23 protein-coding genes are annotated in these 23,676 nt (G+C 67.2%); 6 read left to right on the forward strand and 17 right to left on the reverse strand.

Annotation, left to right across the window (positions count from 1 at the left end):
• Positions 1–86: 86 nt before the first annotated feature.
• Positions 87–1,148, reverse strand: a complete 1,062-nt coding sequence (locus AC3IMC_RS16890; RefSeq protein WP_490919819.1) for an adenosine deaminase — start codon at positions 1,146–1,148, stop codon at positions 87–89.
• 234 nt (positions 1,149–1,382) lie between these two features.
• Here AC3IMC_RS16890 and AC3IMC_RS16895 point away from each other — a divergent pair, with 234 nt between their 5' ends.
• Positions 1,383–2,030: a transglycosylase family protein gene (locus AC3IMC_RS16895; protein ID WP_490919820.1), complete on the forward strand. Its 648-nt coding sequence runs from the start codon at positions 1,383–1,385 to the stop codon at positions 2,028–2,030.
• Positions 2,031–2,196: 166 nt separating this feature from the next.
• Here the strand turns inward: AC3IMC_RS16895 and AC3IMC_RS16900 are convergent, their stop codons facing one another.
• Positions 2,197–2,784: a hypothetical protein gene (locus AC3IMC_RS16900; RefSeq protein ID WP_490919821.1), complete on the reverse strand. Its 588-nt coding sequence runs from the start codon at positions 2,782–2,784 to the stop codon at positions 2,197–2,199.
• Between the two features lie 156 nt (positions 2,785–2,940).
• On the opposite strand from AC3IMC_RS16900, the gene AC3IMC_RS16905 reads away from it, so the two are divergent.
• The 3 genes from AC3IMC_RS16905 to AC3IMC_RS16915 all read left to right on the forward strand — a co-directional run bounded on the left by AC3IMC_RS16905 (position 2,941) and on the right by AC3IMC_RS16915 (position 5,718).
• Positions 2,941–3,855, forward strand: coding sequence for an MSMEG_6728 family protein (locus tag AC3IMC_RS16905; RefSeq protein WP_490919822.1), 915 nt, complete (start codon positions 2,941–2,943; stop codon positions 3,853–3,855).
• Positions 3,855–4,715, forward strand: a complete 861-nt coding sequence (locus AC3IMC_RS16910) for an SDR family oxidoreductase (protein WP_490919823.1) — start codon at positions 3,855–3,857, stop codon at positions 4,713–4,715. Before AC3IMC_RS16905 ends, AC3IMC_RS16910 begins: the two co-directional genes overlap by 1 nt.
• A 73-nt stretch (positions 4,716–4,788) precedes the next feature.
• On the forward strand, positions 4,789–5,718 hold the full coding sequence (locus AC3IMC_RS16915; protein ID WP_490919824.1) for a glycoside hydrolase family 16 protein: 930 nt from the start codon (positions 4,789–4,791) through the stop codon (positions 5,716–5,718).
• An 8-nt stretch (positions 5,719–5,726) separates the two neighbouring features.
• Here AC3IMC_RS16915 and AC3IMC_RS16920 read toward each other — a convergent pair whose 3' ends face one another.
• From AC3IMC_RS16920 to AC3IMC_RS16960, 9 genes are all read right to left on the reverse strand, one after another.
• Entirely contained in the window at positions 5,727–6,791 is a 1,065-nt protein-coding gene (locus AC3IMC_RS16920) for a hypothetical protein (protein WP_490919826.1), read from the reverse strand.
• Positions 6,788–6,994 (reverse strand): hypothetical protein, encoded by a 207-nt coding sequence (locus AC3IMC_RS16925; RefSeq protein WP_490919827.1) that lies wholly within the window; start codon positions 6,992–6,994, stop codon positions 6,788–6,790. Before AC3IMC_RS16925 ends, AC3IMC_RS16920 begins: the two co-directional genes overlap by 4 nt.
• Positions 6,991–7,326, reverse strand: a complete 336-nt coding sequence (locus tag AC3IMC_RS16930; protein ID WP_490919828.1) for a hypothetical protein — start codon at positions 7,324–7,326, stop codon at positions 6,991–6,993. The genes AC3IMC_RS16925 and AC3IMC_RS16930 overlap by 4 nt, the downstream gene beginning before the upstream one ends.
• Entirely contained in the window at positions 7,323–9,119 is a 1,797-nt protein-coding gene (locus AC3IMC_RS16935; protein WP_490919829.1) for a glycosyltransferase, read from the reverse strand. Before AC3IMC_RS16935 ends, AC3IMC_RS16930 begins: the two co-directional genes overlap by 4 nt.
• On the reverse strand, positions 9,116–10,399 hold the full coding sequence (locus AC3IMC_RS16940) for a lipopolysaccharide biosynthesis protein (RefSeq protein ID WP_490919831.1): 1,284 nt from the start codon (positions 10,397–10,399) through the stop codon (positions 9,116–9,118). The genes AC3IMC_RS16935 and AC3IMC_RS16940 overlap by 4 nt, the downstream gene beginning before the upstream one ends.
• Positions 10,396–11,208 (reverse strand): glycosyltransferase, encoded by an 813-nt coding sequence (locus AC3IMC_RS16945; RefSeq protein WP_490919832.1) that lies wholly within the window; start codon positions 11,206–11,208, stop codon positions 10,396–10,398. Before AC3IMC_RS16945 ends, AC3IMC_RS16940 begins: the two co-directional genes overlap by 4 nt.
• 12 nt (positions 11,209–11,220) lie before the next feature.
• The gene (locus AC3IMC_RS16950; protein ID WP_490919833.1) at positions 11,221–12,312 is read right to left on the reverse strand and encodes a hypothetical protein; all 1,092 of its coding nucleotides are present in this window, start codon (positions 12,310–12,312) and stop codon (positions 11,221–11,223) included.
• Between the two features lie 96 nt (positions 12,313–12,408).
• Complete coding sequence (locus AC3IMC_RS16955; protein WP_490919834.1) at positions 12,409–13,404, reverse strand: glycosyltransferase family 2 protein; 996 nt, start codon at positions 13,402–13,404, stop codon at positions 12,409–12,411.
• Position 13,405: 1 nt separating this feature from the next.
• The gene (locus AC3IMC_RS16960) at positions 13,406–14,209 is read right to left on the reverse strand and encodes a glycosyltransferase family 2 protein (RefSeq protein ID WP_490919835.1); all 804 of its coding nucleotides are present in this window, start codon (positions 14,207–14,209) and stop codon (positions 13,406–13,408) included.
• Positions 14,210–14,582: 373 nt separating this feature from the next.
• On the opposite strand from AC3IMC_RS16960, the gene AC3IMC_RS16965 reads away from it, so the two are divergent.
• Positions 14,583–15,359 (forward strand): YqjF family protein, encoded by a 777-nt coding sequence (locus AC3IMC_RS16965; protein ID WP_490919836.1) that lies wholly within the window; start codon positions 14,583–14,585, stop codon positions 15,357–15,359.
• Here the strand turns inward: AC3IMC_RS16965 and AC3IMC_RS16970 are convergent.
• Together AC3IMC_RS16970 and AC3IMC_RS16975 are read right to left on the reverse strand one after the other, a co-directional pair.
• On the reverse strand, positions 15,356–15,676 hold the full coding sequence (locus AC3IMC_RS16970; RefSeq protein ID WP_490919837.1) for a hypothetical protein: 321 nt from the start codon (positions 15,674–15,676) through the stop codon (positions 15,356–15,358). The genes AC3IMC_RS16965 and AC3IMC_RS16970 overlap by 4 nt on opposite strands.
• Positions 15,677–15,723: 47 nt before the next feature.
• Complete coding sequence (locus AC3IMC_RS16975) at positions 15,724–18,153, reverse strand: Tex family protein (RefSeq protein ID WP_490919839.1); 2,430 nt, start codon at positions 18,151–18,153, stop codon at positions 15,724–15,726.
• Positions 18,154–18,306: 153 nt separating this feature from the next.
• Here AC3IMC_RS16975 and AC3IMC_RS16980 point away from each other — a divergent pair, with 153 nt between their 5' ends.
• Positions 18,307–18,603, forward strand: coding sequence for a hypothetical protein (locus AC3IMC_RS16980; RefSeq protein ID WP_454482286.1), 297 nt, complete (start codon positions 18,307–18,309; stop codon positions 18,601–18,603).
• Positions 18,604–18,835: 232 nt separating this feature from the next.
• Here AC3IMC_RS16980 and AC3IMC_RS16985 read toward each other — a convergent pair whose 3' ends face one another.
• The 4 genes from AC3IMC_RS16985 to AC3IMC_RS17000 all read right to left on the reverse strand — a co-directional run bounded on the left by AC3IMC_RS16985 (position 18,836) and on the right by AC3IMC_RS17000 (position 23,514).
• Positions 18,836–19,906, reverse strand: a complete 1,071-nt coding sequence (locus AC3IMC_RS16985; protein WP_490919841.1) for an alkene reductase — start codon at positions 19,904–19,906, stop codon at positions 18,836–18,838.
• Positions 19,907–19,999: 93 nt separating this feature from the next.
• Entirely contained in the window at positions 20,000–20,761 is a 762-nt protein-coding gene (locus tag AC3IMC_RS16990; RefSeq protein WP_490919842.1) for a PKD domain-containing protein, read from the reverse strand.
• Between the two features lie 161 nt (positions 20,762–20,922).
• On the reverse strand, positions 20,923–21,582 hold the full coding sequence (locus AC3IMC_RS16995) for a DUF6318 family protein (protein WP_490919843.1): 660 nt from the start codon (positions 21,580–21,582) through the stop codon (positions 20,923–20,925).
• Between the two features lie 204 nt (positions 21,583–21,786).
• Positions 21,787–23,514, reverse strand: a complete 1,728-nt coding sequence (locus tag AC3IMC_RS17000; protein ID WP_490919845.1) for a purine-cytosine permease family protein — start codon at positions 23,512–23,514, stop codon at positions 21,787–21,789.
• Between the last annotated feature and the right edge of the window lie 162 nt (positions 23,515–23,676).

Consider the following 23,676-nt stretch of genomic DNA (forward strand, 5'->3'; position numbering starts at 1 on the left):
GTGCTGCCCTGCACTCCCCCGGACACGCCTGCGGCATTTAGTTTACCGGGCAGGAAGCCCGGCTGTTGCGCCCGACACAGCAGGGGTCAGGAGGCCAGTTCCCGGCCGTTCAATTCCGCCAGCAACTCGGCCTTCCGTTCCTCGGTGGCGAAGGAGGAGTGGATGGAGTTCGCGGCCAGGCGGGCCTTGTCGAAATCAGAGAGCTCGAACACCGTGGTGAGCTGGGCAAAGTTGTCATCCACGTAGCCGCCGAAGTAGGCCGGATCATCCGAGTTGACGGAAACGTTCAGCCCGGCGGCCAGCATGGCCGGCAGCGGATGGTCGGCCAGCGTATCGACGGCACGCAGCCGGACGTTGGACAGGGGGCAGACAGTAAGCGGAATCCTGGCATCGACGAGGCGCTCCACGAGGTCGGGATCCTCCATGCACCGGATGCCGTGGTCAATGCGCTCCACACCCAGGAGGTCCAGGGCCTCGGTGATGTACGACGCCGGGCCCTCCTCCCCTGCGTGCGCGGTCAGCCGCAGGCCTGCCTCGCGGGCCTGCGCGTACAGCCGTTCGAACTTGGCAGGCGGGTTACCCACCTCGGCTGAATCCAGGCCGATGGCACCGATCGGCGCGTTCATGGCCAGCAGCTGGCCGAAAACTTCCAAGGCGGACTCCTCCGGCAGGTCCCGCAGGAAGGCGGCGATCAGCATGGTGGAGATGCCGAACTCCTCCTGGGATGTGGCCAGCACCGAAGCCACACCGTTCACGCAGACCTCAAGCGGGATGCCACGGGAGACGTGCGCCTGCGGATCCATCATGATTTCGGCATGCCGCACCCCGGCGGCGGCAGCGCGTTCCAGGTAAGCGCGGGTCATGTCTGCGAAGTCCTGCTCGGTGCGCAGCACGGCCATGTTCGCGTAGTACAGGTCCAGGAAGGACTGCAGGTCGGTGAACTCGTACTTTTCCCGCAGCTCCTCCAGCCCCGAGTACGGCAGGGCGATGCCGTTGCGCTCAGCCAGGGCAAAGATGAGCTCAGGCTGCAGCGTGCCTTCGATATGCAAATGCAGTTCGGCTACGGGGAGGGGCTTGGCAGGGACCTCGGGAACCGCTGCGTCCGTTTCGGTTTCGGGCAGGGTGCTGCCGCCGGCAAAGTTGTCCATCCGGTCAGGATAATGCAACACGCCAGCAGCGGTTTCGATTTGATAACGCCAGGTCGATGTCCTAGCGTGAAAAGCATGCCCGTACGGCGGGCTCATTGATTGCCAGGTGCTGCCTTCACCAGAACTGCCCAGCGGCAGCCACCGACATTGACCTCTATTCGTCAGGGGCGGGCAGTGGCGCGACGATCTCCGGGGACGGAACCAGCGCTGGTGGCCTTCAGGAGCATCACCATCATGAAAAACACCAAATTCCGTACTGCCGCGCGCCGCGGAGTCACCCTGGCTGCCGTCTCAGCGGCGGGTCTGGCTCTTTCCGCCACTGCGGCCAACGCAGCAACCCCCACCTCCACCTGGGATGCACTGGCACAGTGCGAAAGCGGTGGCAACTGGTCCATCAATACCGGCAACGGCTTCTCCGGCGGCCTGCAGTTCACCTCCAGCACCTGGGCTGCCTACGGCGGCACGGGGTCTCCCGCGGACGCCAGCCGCGAACAGCAGATTGCGGTAGCGGAGCGTGTCCAGGCCTCGCAGGGCTGGGGAGCCTGGCCCTCCTGCGCATCCCAGCTCGGCTTGAGCGGCGGAGGCGGCGCGCCCGTGCAAAGCGCCCCAGTCCAGAGCGCGCCCGCGCAGAGCGCACCCGTGCAGGTCCAGAGCGCCCCGGCCCAGAGCGCAGCAGCACAGCAGGCCCCGGCACCGCGGCACGCCACCTCCGTAGCCCTCAGCGGCGAGACCTACACGCTTCAGGCCGGCGATACCTTGAGCATCGTTGCCCAGAAGCTCGGCATCGAGGGCGGCTGGCAGCACCTTGCCGACGCCAACCTGGACACCATTTCCGATCCGAACCTCGTGTTCGAGGGACAGGTCATCCAGCTCCCCGCCTAGGCCGCGGCGGGCGGGAGCCGCACCGCCCCCAGGGCGACAAAAGCAGGTCGGCGATAGACAAATTCCGTCGACCAAACAACGACGCCGGCACACCCCCAGAAGGGATGTGCCGGCGTCGTTCGTTAATTCCGCAGGCCCTGCCGCGGGCCGGCGAGGCTGCGCGCGGTCAGGAGGCGGGCAGTTCGCGGACGATCCGCACCTTCCATGCGTTTTCATCGCTGGTGTCCAGGAGGGCGACGGTGCCGTGGGCGAGGTTCAGCGCAACCCGCTTGACGGCCAGCAGCTCCAGGTAGAGGTGCTCGTTCATGCGGCTGGGGGTGTCGATCATGTACTTCACGGCATCGCGCACCTTGCGGTAGTTGACGCTGCGTTCACGGTGCATGTGCAGCTCCAGGGCGGAACGCTGCTTGAGCCGCGGCTCGTGCCGGTTCAGCAGCGTCACGGCGGTGTGGACTGCAACGACAAGGGTGAGGGACACGCCGTAGATCCACCATCCGCTGGACAGCAGGAACAGGGGCAGGTTGCCGATGGCAACCAGGGCGATCACCACGCGCAGCGCGGCAATGCGGCGCACGGTGCGGGCGACGGCGGCCACGCCGTCACGGAAGCGGTGCTGTTCCTTCCGGGCGGCTGCGGGGTCGATGGTGAATTCGTCGAGGACAAGGATGCCCTTCGCCTCCGGCCCGAGCATCTGCCCGTACCGGGGCAGGGCTGGGCGGGTGGTTCCAAGGGTCTTTTCAGGTGTAGATGTCATGAGAGAGCTTCCAAAACGCGGGGGTGGTTGCGGAGATCTTAGTGGTTTAACCTGAATGCCGTATGCAGGCGTCCATTATTTGGACATCACTGATGCTCTCCTGTGGCCGGCCGCACAGCAATTGGCACTTCGGGCCGGTGCCGTCAGACTGAATAGATGCAAACCTTCCTCCCGTACCCCGATTTCCGGCAAAGCGCCGCAGCCCTGGACACCGCACGGCTGGGCAAGCAGCGGGTCGAAGCGCTGCAGACGCTGCGCGCCCTGGTGATTCCCGGGTACGGCTGGCAGACCCACCCCGCGATCCGGATGTGGATGGGGCACGTCCCGGCCCTCACCATGTACGGCCTGGCGATGGTGGACGAGTGGATCGAACGCGGCCACCCGGACAACACCCGGGCGAACATCGCGGAATTCGCACCGCAGGCGGCCCACCCCGACTACGCCTCGAAAATCATCCTGCCCCCGTGGCTGGGCGACCCGGATTTCCACCTCAGCCACCGTTCCAAGCTGGTGCACAAGGAACCTAAGTTCTACACCTCTGTCTTCCCGGACGCGGTTCCTGAGATGGACTACGTCTGGCCCGAGCCCCGGCACGAGTTCCTCCCGCAGGAACCCGAGGGAGAAGTCTTGTGGATCCTCCGGGACCCGCACGACGACGTCGATCCCCAGACGCTGGACACGGTGGCCCTTCCGCCGGTGAACCGCAGCGCTGCTGCCGCGGCATCCGCGGAAGATGACGGGTACACCCCGGTCTACATCGAGGACGGGTCCAGGCGGCCCTCGCGCGCCCCGAAGAAGGCGCCGCCGAAGCCGCAGGAGAAGAAACCCACCCGCAAGCGGCTGGCACAGGAGGAAGCGTTCCGGACCCTTCCCGGCAAGACCCCGGTGGCCGTCCCGCTGGAGCGCGGGGCCAGGTTCGCCGTGGGGCACGTGCTGGGGCGGCCCATCACGCTGGACGACGGCCGGTTCGGCCGGAACTTCGAGGTCACCGAAATCATCGACCGTTCGGCGTTCGCGTACCCCGCCCTCCTGCAGGATCCCCGGGTGTTCTTCCCCGTGGAAGCCCCGTAGTGACTGTCCTCCTTGCCGGCTGCGGGGACCTCGGAACCGAGGCCGGCCTGCGCTTCGCCGGCCGGGGCCACAAAGTCGTGGGCTGGCGCCGCTCCCCCGCGAAGCTGCCGGCAGCCATCGAAGGCGTTGCGGCTGACCTGGGAACCCCTAACCTCCCGCCCGTGCCCGCGGATACCTGCGCCGTCGTCATTGCCGTGGCCGCCGACGAACCCACCGAGGAGGCGTACCGCGCCGCCTACCTGCGCGGCGTCACCCACGTGCTGGACGCGCTGGAGCGCGACGGCGTGGTCCCCGGGCGCATCCTCTTCGTCTCCTCCACCGCGGTCTACGGCGATGCCGGGGGCGGTTGGGTGGATGAAGCCACACCGACGGCTCCAGGGGGCTTTTCCGGCCGGATCCTGGTTGAAGCCGAGGAGCTGCTGCATGGACGGCTCGCCGGCAGCGGTACATCAACGGTGTCGCTTCGGCTGGGCGGGATCTACGGGCCGGGCAGGACCCGGCTGATCGACCAGGTGCGCGGAGGTTCCGCCGTTGTCCCCCGGGACGTCCGCTACACCAACCGGATTCATCGCGACGACGCCGCGGCCGCGATCGTCCACCTTGCCACCATGGCCGCCACCCCCGCACCGACATACATCGGCGTGGACAACGACCCCGCCGACCTCGGCACCGTGCTCCGCTTCCTGGCCGGGGAAATGGGCCTCGGGGAGCCGCCCGTCGGGGACGCCGGCCCCGCCCGCGGCGGCAACAAACGCTGCCGGAACGGCCTGCTCCGCAGCACCGGCTTTGGTTTCACCTTTCCGTCCTTCAGGGATGGGTACCGGGACATCCTGGCAGGCAACGGCGTGCGCCACCCCTAGTGTTCCCCCTCCCTCTGTTGGGGGACCCGAAGGCCGGTTCCGGCAGCACATCCTGCAGTAAAGTGCCCTTATCGTGGAGAAGTCCCGCCGCCACCTGATGGTGCGCTCCCTCGTTGCGGCCGCCGTTGTGCCGGTCCTGGCATTCGGCTCAGTGGGTTGCGTCTCCAGCGCCACACCCGCTCGAAGTGCTGCACCGGACGCGGCCGTGCTGGCGGTCGGAAACTCACCCAGCGCCATCCCACCCAGCGCCCCCTCCCCCAGCGGTGAGGCCATGCCCGTGGGAAACCTGCCCGGCTGGACCCAGATTTTCACGGAGGATTTCCTCAGTGGCGACATGCCGCTGGGGGCGTTCCCGGGCCCGGCCTACGGCGCGAAGTGGAGCGCCAACTACGCTGACGGCACGCCGGACACCGCCGCCCAGCTGCTGCAGTCAAAGTCCGGCTATTACCCGTCAAAGGTCCTCAGCATCAGCAACGGCGTCATGGACATGTACCTGCATTCCGAGAACGGCGTCTCGATGGGGGCAGCCCCCGCCCCCAAATTCACGCCGATCAGCGGGCGCCCCTACAACAGCCAGCTGTATGGACGCTACTCGGTGCGGTTTCGCGCGGACACCCTGGCAGGTTTCAAGGCAGCTTGGCTCCTCTGGCCGGACAGCAAGCAATGGCCGGAGGACGGCGAAATAGACTTCCCCGAGGGGGACCTCGCCGCCCACATCTATGCCGCCATGCACGGCACCGGCAGCCCTGACGGCGGCGCCGTCGACGTATCCCACACTGCCGTTACCTTCGCGTCCTGGCACACCGCCACCACCGAGTGGAGCCGCGGACGGGTCATGTTCTTCCTCGACGGCACCCTGATAGGCACCAGCACGGCGGCTGTCCCGGACACCCCGATGCATTACCTGCTGCAGACCGAGTCCTGCCTGCCGACCTGCCCCGAACCGGGAACCAGCGGCCACGTGTACGTGGACTGGGTGGCCATTTGGAAGAAGGACAACTAGCCGCCCGGCTACAACTGGCCGCCGAGGCCGTCCGGACGCCAGTACCGCAGACCACCAGTGGTGGCCCCGTCGCGGGCCACCTTGATCACGGCATAGGGGAACACCCCGCGGTCCGCTTGGTCCGGTCCCCGGCCCCGGACGTCCGAACACCACGTGCCGGTGTTGATGTAACGGGTGCGGCAGTCCTCGAGCGGCGACTCCAGGGCCCGGTGGGTGTGGGCCGAAACGTACCAGGCCACCCTCGATCCGTGCGCCTTCAGGGTCTGCGCCACCCGCCCGGCTGCGGCGGGGGCCTCCTCGCTCGCGATGCTCCGGCCGGCGGCCGCGAGCACCATGCGGGTCGCGGCCACGGGAAGCGCCGACACGGTCCGGAACCGGGACAGCCGTGCCAGCTCCCGGATGGCCGCCCCGTCGAGCGCCAGCCGCCGCGACTCGATCTGCAGCAGTTCGCCGTAGGCGGAGCCCCGGATCCGCAGTTCCGCCAGTTCGGACTCCATGCAGGCCCGGGCAACATCGCCGGCGCGGGCGAGGGGTGACTTCGAGGAGTTCGCGTGCCAGGCAGCGAGCGGTGGCAGGCCCAGCCCGTCGGTGCCGTTGACCGCCGTGCGGAGCACCTCCGGCAGCCGGTGCAGCGAGTGGTGCTGGTGCCCGTGCTCGGCCAACAGCACGTGGGGCACGTGCAGCATCCACGGATGCACCCTGACCCGCGCCGGGTCACGGGGTGACAGCAGGGCCGACAGGCGCGAGGCGACGGCCGGCCGGGCCAGCTCGACGTCGTGGTTGCCGCATACGAAGTGCAGTTCCACGCCGCGGGCCGCGCACTCCTCCAACGCCCAAAAGGTGTCGAGGTGGCGGGCCAGGATGGACTCGAGCCGGCCCAGGCTCTCGTCTTCGCCGTACCTCGCCAGCTCGAACGTGTCACCGACGAACACGACGTGCTTGCGCCGGCCCGACGCGGGGAGGACCTTGCGGTGCAGGAACTCCGGCAGCACTTTGCCGGGGTTCCGGGGGTCGTCGTCGGATAATCCCAAGTGAAGGTCGCTGAGGAGCCACCACCGGGCCGCGCTGCTCATGCGAGCAGTCCGATCACGCGCGGCAGGAAGAGGAGCAGGTAGGTGGCCCACATGATGGCGACCGCCCTGGGACTGAGGAGCCGGCCGGCGAGCCCCGAGGGCGTGGCGCGCCCGGCATCCGGCCCGACCCGCCGGACCTCGAGGGTGACGAGGGTGACGAGGAGAACGGCAGCGGCGAGCAGCCCTGCCAGGTTGATGATCATGCTTCCTCCTGCCGGGCGCGTTCCAGGCACGCCAAGACGGTAATGACTGACATCGCGACGACACACGCCTGCCATGACCACACCGCGAGGTAGAACATCGCCGTGGACACGACTGTGAGCGTGGCCAAACCCAGGACGGGGACCAGCAACGCGCCGAGCGCGCGGTCGGCAACGTGCAGGAGCCGCGCCAGCGCCTGCCCCGGAAGCAGGACGAGTACGGCTGCGGCCGTTAGCGCCTGCCAGGGTGCCGGCAGTCCAATGAACGTCGCCACGGACAGCACGACGGCGGCGAGGCCCAGTGCCAAGGTCAGCTTGCTAACCCTTCCGTTCATGGCGCCACCCCGAAAGGCGCCACGCGGTATGCCCGCGCATCCGGGTTGCTGAAAACGAGCTGCACAGTGTCCTGGCTGCGCAGCCACTGCTCGAACTCGTCGAAGCCCTGCTCGCTGATGTCGCCTTGGAGCACCAGGCTTGCCTCTGACGACCGCGTCAGCAGCACCACCGCGCCGGCCGGGTTGTGCCGGGCGTAGTCGTAGAGGAGTGGCCCGCACGTCGCCACTGACAAACCGGCCTTGCAGAGGTCCTCGATGGTCCGGTAGCGGTGGTCGAGGTAGCCCTCGTTGCGCCATGGGGTCGGGTGCGCCGCCGAAATAAACGCGGATCCGGGCGGTGCGATGCGTTGCACCTCGCGGACGGCCGCCACCTCGTTGTCCGTGAAGACGTCGTACCTGGCATTTCCGAACCGGCCCGTCACCGTCATCACTGCCAACAGGGAACAACAAAGCGCAATGGTCCCCGCGGCAAGGACGGAGGGGCGGTGCCGGCTGGAATGCTTGGGCAACAGGACCGAGGAGGCCTGCATGGCAATGAAGGGCAGGGCGAACAGCGAAACGCGGATCAGCATTTCCCCGCCATACGCCTGCGTCGGAAAGAGCAGCAGCGGGGTGACGGCGAGGAGCACAACCCTGAGGTCCAGGCGCTTTTTGCGCCAGTCCCACAACGCCCCCGCTATCGCGAGCGCCCACAGAACGAGGGTGAGAAGCATCCGCACCTGCACCACCAGCAGGTGGCCGGGGGTGCCGCTCACGCGGTCAACGATATTGGCCTGGGTGGCGGCCTGGAGTCCTGCGTCAGCCAGCGGCGGATGGCCGTCGAGGTACGCGCTTGCGGGGTAGGCGAGCCAGAGCGCCAGCACGACGGCGGTGATGAGCGGCAGCCGGCTGGGCCAGACACGTCCGCTGAGGGTCAGGGCTGTAATGGCGATGAGGACCATGAACGGCGTCAGCTGGTGGCTCGCGCAGATAACGACGACCAGCAGGAGGGTCACCACGAGTGCGCTCAGGCGGTGCTGCGCCCGGGGCTCGGCCGGAGTCCGGCCTCGCCACCAGGTGGCGAGCCCGGCAGCCCGGAACCCGGGGAATTTCGGCGGCTTCGCGCCCAAAGGGCCGATGACCAGTGCGATCACGATGAGGTAGAGGAAGAGTCCGAAGGCCTGGGGCGACAGGTAGTCCTGGTCCTGCCAGTTCCCGAGGCAGAAAATCCAGAGCACCAGCCAGCGCCGCCTGGGATCGGTGGTCAGGTGGCGTACCAGCACTCCGAGTGCCGCGAGCCACAGCCCCATGTCCACCACCGGTGCCCACAGGGCCAGGGAGACCGGGTCGATGCCGGTGGCCCGGAGCAGTGTTGCCAGGAGGGCGAAAAAACCGGGCCAGTTGAAGTAGGCGTCAATGTCCGGGTTGATGTCCTGGGTGCTTGCGAGGGCGTCGGCGATGCCCAGGTGGCGGAAGGCAACCTCGCCCCGGGGGACGTCGGTCACGAAGATCGCCGTTCCGAAAAGCATGAGCACCAGCACCGCGATGAGCCAGATCATGACCGGGCGGCTTGCCGGTCCCGCGGCATTCCCCCGCAGCGCGACGACGAAGGCGAGGTTCAGGAGCACCACCCCGGCCCAGAACGGGTAAGGCAGCACGGCGACAAGACCGAGGTCGCTGTCGATGGGCACGGGCACTGTGGAGGCGGCCCAGATGGCGAGCGCCAGGGCCACGGCTCCTGCCAGGGCACACAGGATTTCGCGGGGCTTGATGCGGCCCTTGGTGCGGCTGGCCGGTTCAACCACGGAGATCATGGGGCCTCCAGCTTGATCCGCCGGAGGACCATGAGCAGCCGGACGCCCGCCGCCGCGGCGCCGACGGAGAGCACCACCAGCCATGCCAGGGCCATATTGGTGGCCCCGCTGCCGGCGGCCAACAGCGCTGCGGTACAGAGGGAGGCTCCGAGCGTTACGCCCACCATGATCGCCTCCGTGTAACGCTCCCGGGCACGGCACACAGCGTTGTAGGCCTGCAGTACCGCGTACGGCACCAGCCCGGCAGCCAGCAGCTGCAGGGCACCGGAGGACGCGTGAGCGTACCGCTCCCCCAACAGGCCAAGCAGCGGGCGGGCGAAGAGCACGAGGACGACGGCGGCCAGGCCTCCCACGATGAGCGACCATCGCAGGCTGGCCCAGGTGGTTGTCACCAGGCGCGCGGGATCGCGGACGCCCTCGGAAAATTGGACAATACCCATCAGCACCGGCGCCGTGTACGCGGCCCATGCCATCATCCATGCGGGATACCAGTAGGCAGCGGCTTCCGGCGCCACCGTGTGGGCCAGAAGGAGCGGCAGCAACAGCCCGGGGGCGCGCTCGGTGAGGGTGAGGAGCTGGTTCGGGATGCCCACGGCCAGGAGCGGGCGCTCGCGCATGGAACGGAAGGACGGCCGCGGACGGTATCCCACCAGCCGCCGCAGCTGGACCGCACCGACGACGCAGGCCACGGCCGTCGCCAGGGTCCAGCAGGCCAACAGCACGTCGGCGGGGGCGCCGCGGGCGAGCCAGGCCACGAGCGCCGCAGCTCCGAGTGAAACCGCGCCACCTAGCGCGTACCGTGAGGTGGCGCTGGCACCGCGGCCCAGCGCTACCAACGCCTGGTCGAGCACAATGACCACCGTTCCGGTGACGGCAGCCAGAAGGAACATGGCCCAGAAGAGAACCGATGTCGAGGCCGTGTCCGGGGCCGCGGCCAACTGCAGAACGAGGTAGCCGAGGGCCAGTACGCTGCCTGCTATTCCCACGGTGGCGAAGGCCGAATCGAGCAGCCGGGCCGGGGGCTCGCCGCGCCCCACCGAGACGATCACGGCCGACCCGGCACCGAGCACGGCGAGTTGGGTACAAATCATCACCGCCGAGACAGCAGCCGCGGTCAATCCGACCTCGCGATCGGAGGTGGCTCGCGCGGCCACGATCCAGAAGGCGAAGCCCGCGCCTGTCTGGGCAGCTTTGGCCAGGACAAGGCCGAGCGAGCTGCGCAGGGCGGAGTGCCGGACGCCCGAGGCGTCCGCAACAGCCGTCCCGCGCCCGGCCCTCACGACGCCAGGCCCCTTGCCAGGCCTGCGTAGTTGTACCAGCAGAAGGCGAGGTAGTACCTGAGCCACCGGGGCTGGCCCGCGGCCAAACTCAGGGCGCTGCCGCGCACTGCCGCCGCGGCGGGAAGCAGTGCCAGCCTCGCTCCACGCCAGCCGTGTTTGCGGATCATCCGGCCCAGCCCCGTTCCGTCCATGAGGAACTGGTCGAGCGCGAAGTCGAAGTCGTCGGCGGCGAACCGGTGTTCAACGATGACCCGGCGCGATACCCCCGTGCGCAGTCCTGACTGCCGCATCCGCCAGCGCAGTTCGATGTCCTCGCCCGACTTGAACGAATCGTCGAAACCCATGCCAAGCATCAGTTTCCGGTCCACGATGGTGGCCACCAGGCCGAACCAGTTGCGGCTTCGGCCGGTGCGGTGGTGGTGGGCCAGCGCCTGCCCCCAGTAGCCCGGGCCGCCCACGCTCTCCAGGCCTGCCTGGAGGGCGTCGTAGCCGTCCTCCACCAGTTCCGTGAGCAGGTCGGCTACGCCGGTGGGACCGAAAACGACATCGGTGTCGACGAGCAGGACCCACGGGGTGGTGCTGTTGCGCACGCCCAGGGTCCGGGCCCATGGCAGGCCCCTGCCCTCGTCGCTGAGGACCCGTGCACCCGCTGCCCGGGCGATGTCGACGGTGCCGTCGGTGGACAATCCGTCCACCACGATGATCTCGGCGACACCGGACTGGCGCAGGGCCTCGAGGCATCGTGGGAGCATGCGCTCCGCGTTGCGGGCCGGGACGACTGCGGTGACCTCGGCTGGGCTAGGAGCCATGGTGACCCGCCCTCAGGCCCGCTCGTCCAGGACCGATGGCAGCAACTGCTCCAGGTAGCGGACGATGTCATCCGACGCCTCGTCCGCCGTAAAGGCGGCGGGCACCTGGAGCAGGTGGCAGGGCCGGCCGTCGAGCGCCTTGCTCAGCACGATGCCCTTTGCGGTGAAGTGCTCACGCCACGGGACGACCGACGTGGCCGCCAATCCGGTGACGACCCGCTGGGAGAAGCCCGCCATCTCGATATGGAAGTTGCCGAGCATGCGGTCCACCATCCACTCGCTCGTCCGCTCGACCAGCCGGGTCCGCGTGCCTTCGAACCGCTCGACATAGATGGCCGCGGCGAGCGGGGCCGAGGTGGTCACCTCCCGTCCCGGGAACGCGGTGGCCGGGGTGACCATGCGGTGTTCAGGTGACCACCGGCGGGAGACGTCCGCCAGGCGCGGATAGCGGATGACGTAGGGGTGCACCAGGGTGGTGAGGCGGCTGACGCTGTTCGAGAGCTGTGAGGGGACGAGGGGCTTGCGGACTCCTTCGAACAGGTGCGGGTAGATGGCCCGGTGGTGGGGCTTGATGAACATCGGCTTCGCGTAGCCGAGCAGGGTTGCGTCCTCGGCGAGGAAGGCCCAGTCGTCGCCCATGAAGGACCATCCGTCCCGCCGCATCAGTTTCGCGACAGTGCTCGTCTTGCCAGTCCCTCCCGCGGCGGGAAGAGCGATCGCGTGGCCCCGGTACGCCATCGTCGCCGCATGGATCATGCCCGCTCCCTTGCCGACCATGGCGGCGTCGAGGACGGGAACCACGGAGGTCAGCAGCTCACCGGGACCGTGGATGCGCCATTGGTCCGTGTCCCTGACGATCTGCACCCGGTCGGCCTGGAACCGCACGCTGTTCGCCGTGTAGGCGAGTTCATGCTCCACGAGGCCCGCATCAGGCATCGGTTCCGGCCGGTCGTCGACGAGAATGTCGGCGGGCCGTTCGGTATCGGAGGCGAAGCATGCCAGCATGCTTTGGAGTTGGGCCGCTGCCGGCGCCTTGGCGTCGACGCGGATCGTGACGCGGCCGTGGATGTCGAAGTGCGGTGCCTTTGTCTGCCGGGTGCGCATGGTCGTCCCCTGTCTGGGTGATGTTGGTCGGATGGTCTTGCTGCTGCGGGCGGTTCCCGCGAGGTCAGCCGGGCGGTGGGTGCCCGTTGGGCCGGTTCACTTCACTTCCCGCCATGGACTGACTCCGGCCAGGACGGGTTGGTTCAATGGGCGGCCAGGCACATGCGCCAGCTGCCGTCCCCGGAGGTAGCCTGCCGACGTGCAGGCCACGACCGCCACCAATGCTGCCGCCCGGCCGAGTCCGCCGGGATCTCCGCGGCTCCAGTCGCTGATTCCTGTGATGAAGGCCCGGGTCAGGACGTTCCGGACGTAACGGCGCTCGGGGCCAAGGGCCCGTTTATGCCCGACGATGTGGCTGACCTGGGCTTTCGAAATCCCTTCGGACCAGGACCTGGCAAGCATGTACCGGACCGTGCCCCTGTACGCCGGAACGTGGTGGCGTACCAGTGCGGCGGGCTCGTAGACGATGCGGCATCCGGGGAAACCCATCTTCGACCGGATGCAGATTTCCGTCTCCTCGCAGCCCAAGGGGACGGAGCCCCGGCGTCCCAGGGCGAGGTTGAACCCGCCCGCCTGCCGCACCACGTCAAGCCGGAACGACATGTTGGCGCCGATGACGTTCCTGACCTCGGAGGCCACCCGTGGCAAGCCCCGGTGGCTGCAGCCGACGATCCAGTCGAGTTCTTCACCAAAGAAGCGGGGGCGCCCCGCCTCCCACACAGGTTCCACGCGGCCACCGACTGCAAGCACTTCGGGGTCGTCATAGAGCGCCAGGATGCGCTCGAGCCAATCCGGTGCCGCCTCTGCATCGTCATCAAGGAAGGCGACGATATCGGAGTCGGCCAGGCCTACGCCGGTGTTGCGCGCGCCGGAAAGCCCGCGCGGACCGGTATTCCTGACGATGGTGACGTCATCAACGGTCTCGGTCAACAGGTCGAAAAGTTCCTCGTTATGGTCGATGACCACCAGGACTTCCTTGGGTGCGCAAGTCTGGCCGCGGATGGATTCAAGGACATCCAACAGCCAGCCCCAGCGCTCGGACGTATAGGCGCAAACGATCACGGTGACACTTGGCGACGGAATGAGTGTCATGTCAGGGACCACTGACCACGGACAGGACACTTGTCGGATCGGTGGGCGTCCGCGGGAAGCTCACCCTGGCATAGGCGTACTTCACGCGCCGCAACGACTCCGGCCGGGCGCCGGCGGTGGGAGCCTCCCAGAGGAAGAACTCGTGGGCCATGGTGCCCAGCACCCGCCAACCGTCCCGGAAGGTCTGGAGGTTCGAGGCGCCGGAGATTCGATCGAGTTCGAGGCTGGGGACCTCGGCAATGCGGAGGCCTGCCTTCGCCGCCCGGACGATCAGTTCGGTCTCGATCTCGAATCCGTCCGACTCCAGCTGCAGGACTTCCAGGCATTCCCGCCGGAAAGCTATGTAGCCGTAGCAAAGGTCAGAGTAGTTGCTGTGCAGCACCGTGTTGGCGAGACCGGTCAGCGCACGGTTTCCCGTCCGCCGCAGCCAGGTCAGGTCCTCCGACCCCCCGCCCGTGACATACCTGGAACCTTTGACGAAGTCGTAGTCATGCTGGAGCGGGGATACGAACCAGCCGATTTCCTGGGGATCCATGCTGCCATCGGCGTCCAGCATGACGATGATGTCGCCCGTTGCAGCAGCAAATCCCGACCGCAGCGCAACGCCTTTGCCCTTGCGCTGCTCGTCGACCACAACGATGTCTTTACGGATGGCCCGGGCCACCCCAACGGTGTTGTCCGTGGAACGGCCGTCAACGATCACGACCTCGTCCACGTACAACGGAATGCGTCGAAGGACCCAGGGAATGTTCTGGGCCTCGTTCAAAGTAGGAATTACTACGCTGATGGACGCTCTTTGCGGCACTGCCGCAGGCTTGGAAACTGCACTTGGGGGCTGGGTGGAAATCGACAAAAGCCTCACCACTTCATGGCGCAATAAGGACGATTGCCATTGGGCGGCCCGCACCATCGAGGGCACCCATCGGCTCTGACCGGACCAAGTCTTTCCGTGGTCCCGGCATTTCGTCAGCCGGCGCCTCAAGAGGGATTAAAACCCCCGACCAGTGGATGCATAAGATGTCTGTCCGTGGCAAGAGCATAGGAGGCGCGGGGCGGAAGAGGCACCAGTAATAGGTACTCTGTTTTGATTCCGCCCCCTACGTAGGGATTTGGGCGCCATACGGCACAGGGGCTAGGTACATTGGGGGAAAGAAACCTTGCCTTAGGTAGAGAGGCACATGGATCACCGCTCGAAGGCCGCTTCGCTCTGGCCCGATCCGCCGGAGCTGCCGCCGCCCGCGATCATGGACCAGCGCTGGGCCGAGGCCGTCTTCCTGCACTGGCGCATCCCCGAAGACGCCGCTGCACCCTTCATGCCGCCCGGGGTGCAACCGGATCTTTTCGGCGGCAGTTCGTGGGTTGGGCTGATCGGGTTCCGGATGGAGGATGCCGGAATCGGGCGCGGCCCGGGAATCCCCTATCTGGGCAGCTTCAACGAGGTCAACGTTCGCCTCTACTCCCGGGAACCCGATGGAACCAGGGGCGTGGTCTTCCTGACCCTGGATGCGGACCGGCTGCCCGTCGTCCTTGCAGCGCGGGCAGCGGAAATCCCCTACGTATGGTCGCGGATCCGCCGCTCCCAGCCGCTGCCGGACTCCCCGGACGCGACCGTCGGTTACGACGTACAGCGGTTCCGGCATGGAGCGGCGAGCAGCTTCGCCGTCGTGCCCCAGCGGGAGGCCGCGGCCGACGACCCGTTATCCGTATTTTTCACGGCCAGGTTTGGTCTGCACGGGACGTTCCGGGGACGGAGCATCTACATCCCCAACACCCATGAACCATGGCCACTGCGCCACGCCCGATTGGACCATCTGGAGGATGAACTGGTTGCCGCCGCCGGGATCAGCGTCAGCGGACCGCCGGAATCGGTTCTTTACTCGCCCGGCGTACGGACGCAGTTCGGCCGGCCGAGGCTGGTGCGCAGCCCCGGCCGATCCGCAGGCGGAAAAACCTAGGCGTCCTGCCAGCCGCGGCCTTCGCTGAAGGTGGCCACGAGCGTGCCGACGCCCGCCTGCAGGGAGTCGGAAGGGTCGAAGTACAGGGATGCTTCGGACGCCCGGCTGTGGGTAATCAGCTGCTCGGCCTCAAGCTTCGCCTCCGGCACCGTGGCACCAATGATGCCGGTCCGGGCAGGGAGGTCCGGCGTATGAACGATCCCGGCGCCCGTCTGGGTCAGCGGGACGGTGGTGCCGGAGTTGATCTCGTCGTGGGGAAACTCGAACTCGGATTCACCAGGGGCAGCGGGAACGGTGTACTCCAGGAAATAGGTCATAACCCCACCTTTGCAGAAAAGCCCGCGCCGCCAAAAGCCCGGCACGGCTACTTGCCCAGCCCCGCCTTCCGCAGCGCCTCGGCCATCGCCGTGTTCACCGGCTGCGGTGCAGGCGACTGCCGCCCCGCACCGCCGCCGGTCCGGGAGCCACCTTTGCGCTGGTCGGCGCTTCCCCGTTCAGGCGTTCCCCGTTCAGGCGTTCCGCGCCTGCCGGCGTCCGCCCGTCCTGCGCCGCGCCGCCCGGAACCTGCCCCGCCGCCGGACGGTTCGTCGTCGAGCCTCAAGGTCAGGGAGATGCGCTTCCGCTCCGGATCAGCCTCAAGCACCTTCACGCGGACCACCTGGCCGGACTTCACCACTTCCCTGGGGTCGGAGACGAACCGGTTGGCCAGGGCCGAGACGTGGACCAGGCCGTCCTGGTGGACGCCCACGTCCACAAACGCCCCGAAGGCCGCCACATTGGTGACCGTCCCTTCCAGGACCATCCCCGGCTTGAGGTCTGAAATCTTCTCGATGCCCTCGGAGAAGGTGGCCGTGGTAAAGGCTGGACGCGGGTCCCGGCCGGGTTTGTCCAGTTCTGCCAGGATGTCCTGGACGGTGGGGAGGCCAAACGTGTCGTCCACGAAGTTCCGCGGGTCCAGGGACAAGGCAGGCGCCGAACCGGCGGCCGCCCGGATCTTCCGCGCCACGGCGTAGGCTTCGGGGTGCACGCTGGACGCGTCCAGCGGCTCCGCTCCCCCGGTGATCCGCAGGAACCCGGCGCACTGTTCGAACGCCTTGGCGCCGAGCCGCGGAACCTTCTTGAGGTCGGTGCGCTTGGCAAAGGGGCCGTGTTCGTTCCGGTAGGCCACGATGTTTTCGCTCAGCAGGGGCCCGACGCCGGCCACCCGGCTCAGCAGCGCGGGCGAGGCGGTGTTGACGTCCACCCCCACGGCATTCACGCAGTCCTCCACCACCGCGTCCAGGCTCCGGTCCAGTTTCGAGGCCGTCACGTCATGCTGGTACTGGCCCACGCCGATGGACTTCGGATCAATTTTCACGAGTTCGGCCAGGGGGTCCTGCAGTCGCCGCGCGATGGACACGGCCCCGCGGAGGGACACGTCCATGCCCGGCAATTCGGCTGCGGCCAGCGCGGACGCGGAGTAGACGGAGGCGCCAGCCTCGGACACCACGAGTTTTTGCGGCTTCCGGTCCACTTCGGGCAGGCGTTTGATGAGTTCGGCGGCCAGCTTGTCCGTCTCACGGGAGGCGGTGCCGTTGCCAATGGCCACGAGTTCGACGGCGTGCTGCCGCGCCAGCCGCACCAACGTGGCCAGCGCTTCGTCCCACTTGCGCGCCGGGGCATGGGGGTACACGGTATCGGTGGCCACCACCTTGCCGGTGCCGTCCACGACGGCGACTTTCACGCCGGTCCGGAGCCCCGGGTCCAGGCCGAGGGTGGGTCGGTTTCCGGCGGGCGCAGCCAGCAGGACGTCGCGGAGGTTGGCAGCGAACACGCGGACGGCTTCGTCCTCCGCGGCCGAGAACATCCTGGCACGGATGTCCGAGGTCAGGCGGGCCAGGACGCGGGACCGCCACGCGACCTGCGCGGTCTGCATCAGCCAGCCGTCGGCGGGCCGGCCGCGGTCGGCGACCCCGAGGAACCTGGCCACCGCGGACTCGTAGCGGGCGCGGGCGGCGGCCAGGGCGGCGTCGTCCGCGGGATCGGCCTCGGCGAGGTCGAGTTCAAGGATGCCGTCCTTCTCGCCGCGGAGCAGGGCGAGCACCCGGTGCGACGGCATGCCGGCGGGCGCCTGGGCGAACTCGAAGTAGTCGGCGAACTTCTGGCCTTCGGCTTCCTTGCCCTTCCTGACCCGGGAGACCATGCGGCCCTGGGTCCACATCCGGTCGCGCAGCGTGGCGGCCAGGTCCGGATCCTGGGCCACCCGTTCCACCAGGATGGCGCGCGCACCGGCCAAGGCAGCGGCAGCGTCCTCCACCCCGCGTTCGCTGGTGAGGTACTTTGCTGCTTCGCGGTCCGGATCGAGGTCCGGCCGCTTCAGGAGGGCCTCTGCGAGGGGCTCGAGGCCTGCTTCGCGGGCGATCTGTGCCTTGGTGCGGCGCTTGGACTTGAACGGCAGGTAGATGTCCTCCAGGCGGGACTTGGTGTCCGCGGCGAGGATCGCTTTGCGCAGTTCCGGCGTCAGCTGGCCCTGAGCTTCAACCGCTTCGAGGACCGCGCGACGCCGGTCGGCCAGTTCGCGGAGGTAGCGGAGCCGCTCGTCGAGCTCGCGGAGCTGGGTGTCGTCGAGGGTGCCGGTGGCTTCCTTGCGGTAGCGGGCAATGAAGGGGACTGTCGAGCCGCCGTCGAGCAGCGCGACGGCTGCCTTCACCTGCCAGGCCTTCACGCCCAGTTCGGCAGCGATCTGGGCAAAGATGGCGTCCTCCGATGCCGGGGCGGCAGCAGGGGCAGGGGAAGGCGTTGGCTGTTGGGTCACCAGAACATCTTGCCTTACCCGGCCTCCGGCGCTCCACCGGCCGGGGGCCCGGTGCAGCGCTGTCATGGAGGCGCCGGGTATTCCGCTGGAGCCGCCAAAGTGCTGTAGTGGACATGCCGTCGCAGGCACCAATTGCTCAAGGAAGAGGCCACCATGCGGGAACTGCTTATCGTGTTTCAGGAGGGGTTCGACGAGGCCAACATCACCGTCACGGTTAACGGCAAGGAGGCGCGGCGGGACCTGGGCGTTTCCACGAATCCCATCCTTGGCATCGCCAACGAGGTCTCGGTGGAGCTGCCGGTGAGGGGGGCGCAGGTGGGCGTTGAGGTGACCAACCGGGGCCTGAAAGCCATTACCAAGGTCAGCGGGCGGCCCAAAAGCGTGCTGGTCTCCATCGAAGACGGGCGGCTGGTGATGAAGGAAGGCACCGGCCGCGAGGCTGTACTGTAGCGTCCGCGTGCCCCGGCCGAAACAGGCTCTGGCAAGAGTCCATTCGTTGGAGTAGCATCTGATCACCGCCGGCTTCCAGTGGGGTCCGGCGGGCCAAATCCACAGTTCTTCAGCCCGGGGTCGTCGGATGGCTTCGGGCGCCGGCTGCCAGGACCAGCACCCCGGACAGCCCACGACGGCGGCACCCATGCGGGTGCCGCCGTCGTCGTTATTTTTGGGCTTGCTGGGCCGTCTAGCCCTGGTACGCCGGGTAGTCCGTGTAGCCGGTGGCGCCCTCGGCGTAGAAGGTGGACGGGTCAGGCTCGTTGAGTGGAAGGCTTTCCTTCCAGCGGCGGGCGAGGTCCGGGTTGGCGATCGCGGGGCGGCCCACCACCACAGCGTCCGCGTGGCCCTCGGCCACCAGGTTCACGGCTTCTTCCCGGGTGGTGACCACGCCGAAGCCGGTGTTCACGAGGAAGGTGCCGCCGAAACGGGAGCGGAGGTCCTGGACCAGCTCACCGGTGGGCTCGTGGTGCAGGATGCTCAGGTAAGCCAGGTTGAGCGGAGCGATGCTGTCCACGAGGACCTCGTAGGTGGCGCGGACATCGGCCGCATCGGTTTCGGCGATGCCCTGGACGTTGTGCTCCGGGGAGATGCGCAGGCCCACGCGGTTGGCGCCGAGGGCTGCCACCACGGCGTTGATGGTCTCGATGACGAAGCGTGCGCGGTTCTCCGGCGACCCGCCGTAGGAGTCCGTCCTGATATTGGAGTTGGGCGCCAGGAACTCGTGCAGGAGGTAGCCGTTGGCGGCATGCAGTTCCACGCCGTCGAAGCCCGCCTCGATCGCATTCAGGGAGGAGTTGACGAACTCCTGGATGACCATGGGCAGTTCGTCGGTGGTGAGTGCGTGCGGCACCGGGTACGGCTTCTTGCCGGCCGGGGTGCGCACCACACCGTCGATGGCGACGGCGCTGGGAGACACGATCGGCAGGCCCCCGGTGATGTCCGGGTGGGAGACCCGTCCGCCGTGCATGATCTGGGCGAACATCCGGCCGCCTTCGGCGTGGACGGCGTCGGTGACCTTCTTCCAGCCGGCAACCTGTTCAGCGGTGACGATCCCGGGCTGGCCGGGGTAGGCCTGCCCTGCAGGGGTGGGGTACGTGCCTTCGCTGACGATCAGGCCGAGGCTGGCGCGCTGGCGGTAATGCTCGACGACGAGGGGGCCCGGGACGCCTTCCTCACCTGCGCGGAGGCGGGTCAGGGGTGCCATCACCAGGCGGTTGGGAAGTTCAAGTTCGCCGAGGGTGAGCGGGGAAAACAGCATGCGCAGTTCCTTTCGAAGGCTGAAGACGTACTGCCTGTGCCAACTGTGGGGCGCGTGCAACTATTCCGGATGTTAGGCGAATCACAGCCGTGGTTAGTGGGCTGCGGTCCCGGGGCAGCCCTGTCCCTGCGGGCTGGCGTTGCAGTCATCGGCGTAGTTGCGCGTCAGGGAGCGCCATACGCTCATGCTTTGGGGCGGGGCGCTGAACTGGCCCTGGCCCGGAATCGGCAGCGGCGGCCCAGAGTTCACCGAGTACGTCCCCGTGAACGACGTAGTCAGGACCACCTGGAAGTCTCCCGTGGAAGCATATGCGTGGCTGGTCCTGGTTTTCTCGCCCCACCGGTCCTGCGGCAGCGGGCCGCCCATGGAGGGCTGCGGGCCGAAGACGGTGCCGTCACCGTAGTTCCAGGTGTACTGGACGGGTGTGGCCACCACGTGCACCTGCTGGCCGAACATGGTGATGTCGAACTGCTGTTCAGCCGCTTCCGCATAGAAGTTGGTCTCGGCGCCGCGGAGTGTGTGCGGGCTGGGCTGGGCCACAATGGCTCCGGCGTTGACCGGGAGGTTCTGGAACTGTTTTTGGATGTCGGCGGCGATGCGGGGCAGGAGGTCCTCGGGCTTGGGGTCGTACAGGCAGGTGGGTCCTGAGTGATGGGCCCACACCGCCCCGGCTACGCCTCTTGGCCGTGACAGCCACATGACCGGGATGCCCTTGGCTCCGTCCTCACGGTCCTTGCATTCGAGCTGGCGGGCGAGGCACGGAGTGTCGAAGTCACCCCCACCAAGATGACACTGGAGTTCATACTTGTACTCGTTGGGATCGGTGGGCACGGCGCCCGAGGTCGGTGGCACCATTTCGCCAGTCTCTGGGTCCCTGACTAGACCACCTACATCAACGCCAATTTCTCCAAAGTTAGCTTCCATACCATCGTCTGCGTACACCGGGGCGGACGAGATCAGCCCCAAAGCCATAAACAGGATCAGCACTAAGCAGGGCCCAACACCACTAAGTCTTTTCACCGGATCGGGTGGAGGCCGTTGACGCGCCAGGCAGCATCTTTGAAGTCAGCCAGCAGGACGTTGCCGGTGTTCGAGGCTTTACTCGCAGGCCGAAACTCAGTGCCGCCAGGCTGGTAGTAGCTGATGGGAGTCTGCAGCACCTGGAGGATAACTTGGTAATTCCCATCTGAGGCTCGTTCAAATGTTGTAGTAGACGCAGGAACCGTAATGCTTCCACCGGACAGCCAGCGCTCTCCTTCATAGTTAGTCGTCAGAGCAGCCACCAACTTTGAGCAGTAGTCGCAGTTCGGCGAGTTCATGGCTTGGAATTTGACTGTATCGCCTGTCTGGTACGCGTAGTTGAGTTCCTCAAACCAGTACTTAGCGAACGCCTCCAGCCCCTCCTTCGTCTCCGTCTTTGCCACCTCGGGCAGCACGGGGACGGGAACGTTCTGGGCGGGGCCGGACGCGTCCGCTGGCTTGTAGACAGCGCTGGGCGTGGGGGTTGGAGTGGCCGATGCGCTGGGTGTTGCGGACTCCGTTACCGCCGGGGAGGTGGAACCGGGATCTGCAGGTGCTCCACCGGCACAGCCGGCCAGCGCCAGCGCGGCGGCAACAAGAAGGGCCCCGGTACCGGACCGCGCCGCACGTGGCCCAAAGAGGTTCTGTGATGTCATGGGCCGCTATTCCCCCAGTAGTTTCAAGACGGCTTGCTCCGGACAGTGCCTTAAGGGTAGCCCACGTCACAATTCCCCGATCAAACTTATCCACAGGCACCCGAGCCCTGTTCTACCACCGCAGGCACACCCTGAAGAAGTCAAAAGGGAAACCGGCGCACCATGGATGCGCCGGCTTCCCTCCCCCCAAACTTTCCGCCCGGGCTACTTCTGCGCCGGCAGCACCAACTCCCCTGTCTTGTCCGTGGACAAGGCGAGCGAGGAAACGTACTGCGGGCCGCCGTCGGGCGCGTCCTGGGCTGACCGCACCATGTCCGGACGCTCAAACTCGATCCCGGTCACGTGGCACAGGAGCCTGGCGTCGCTGGGGTTCCCATGGGCATCGAACATGGGCAGCTCGATCCCGTCGTCCGAGCGCCGGAGGTAGTAGCGCCCCCGGGTTGAAAGAGCCAGGACCGGCGGCAGGACCAGGGCCAGGCTCACCGCGAAGATCGGCGAGTACGGCTGGATGCCGGACCCAAAGGCGCCGAAGAACACCGCAATCGAAATTCCCGCAGAGGCCAGCATGGACACGAACCCCACAGGGTTCACCGCGTACAGCATGCCGCGCCGGAACTCCGGGACCTTCGGGGAGATCTTGAGGAGGTACTTATTGATGGCGATATCGGACGCCACCGTGACCACCCAGGCCATGGCGCAGTTGGCGTAGAACCCGAGGATGGTGTTCAGGAAGTCGAACATGTTCGCTTCCATCAGGACCAGCGCGATGACCAGGTTCACCACCACGAATACCATCCGGCCGGGGTAGGTCTTGGTGATGCGCGTGAAGGAGTTGGTCCAGGCCAGCGAACCGGAATAGGCATTCGTGACGTTGATCTTGACCTGGGAGATGACCACCAGCACCACGGCCAGCGTCATGGCCAGCCACGCCGGCATCATCTCCTGGTAGACGCCCAGGAACTGGTGCACCGGCTCGTTCGCGGTGGCAGACGCAGCGGGATCCAGGGTGGCAATCAGGTAGATGGCGATGAACAGGCCCACGATCTGCTTGATGGCCCCGAAGATCACCCAGCCCGGCCCCGCGAGGATCACGGCCCTCCACCAGGCCCCGCGGTTCGCATCCGTGCGCGGCGGCATGAACCGCAGGTAGTCGATCTGCTCGGCGATCTGCGCCATCAGGGACAAGCACACCCCCGCGGCGAGCATGACGGACGCCAGGTTGGGCCCGCCGTCGCCGCTGGCGCCCATGTACGCAAAGAAGCTGTCGATGCTCTCCGGGTGGGAGACCAGCAGGTAGCCCACCGGCACCACCATCAGGAGCAGCCAGAGCGGCGTTGTCCATACCTGCAGCTTGGCCAGCGTGTTCATCCCGTACATCACCAGCGGAATGATGATCACCGTGGACGCGGCGTACCCCAGCCATTGCGGAATGCCCAGCCCCAGCTCCAGGCCCTGCGCCATGATGGAGCCCTCCAGCGCGAAGAAAATGAAGGTGAAGGTGGCGAAGATGACGTTGGTGACCACGGACCCGTAGTACCCGAAGCCGGAGCCGCGGGTGATCAGGTCCAGGTCGATGTTGTAGCGGGCCGCGTAGTACGCCAGCGGGAAGCCTGTTGCGAAGATGACGACGGCGGCCACCAGGATGCCGAGGATCGCATTGACCGTGCCGTACGAGATGCCGATGTTCGCCCCGATCGAGAAGTCGGCCAGGTACGCGATGCCGCCCAGAGCACTGGTGGCCACCACCCCGGCACTCCACTTGCGGTAGGACCGCGGGGCGAACCGCAGCGTGTAGTCCTCCAGGCTTTCCTTGGTGGCGCTGAGGGCGGCGGCGTTGCCCGGCGTCGTGGGGGCCGGAGAAGCCCCGACGACGGCGGCAGCAGGCGGCGCCGTCGGCTCCAGTAATTGCGTCGACTGTGTGTCGTTGTCCATGAAGTGGGTCGCTTTCGTTGGCAGGCTCTTCGTTGTCTGCATGCGACGCTATCCAGCCGGAAAGACAGCCCGGTCACAGCACCATTTCAGGAGTGTTAAGTCTTGACGGGTTCTGTCAACAAAAGCCGTCGGCGCCGGTTGTGGCCACCCCACAAAAACCGA

It is taken from the genome of Arthrobacter sp. E70, assembly GCF_058266945.1.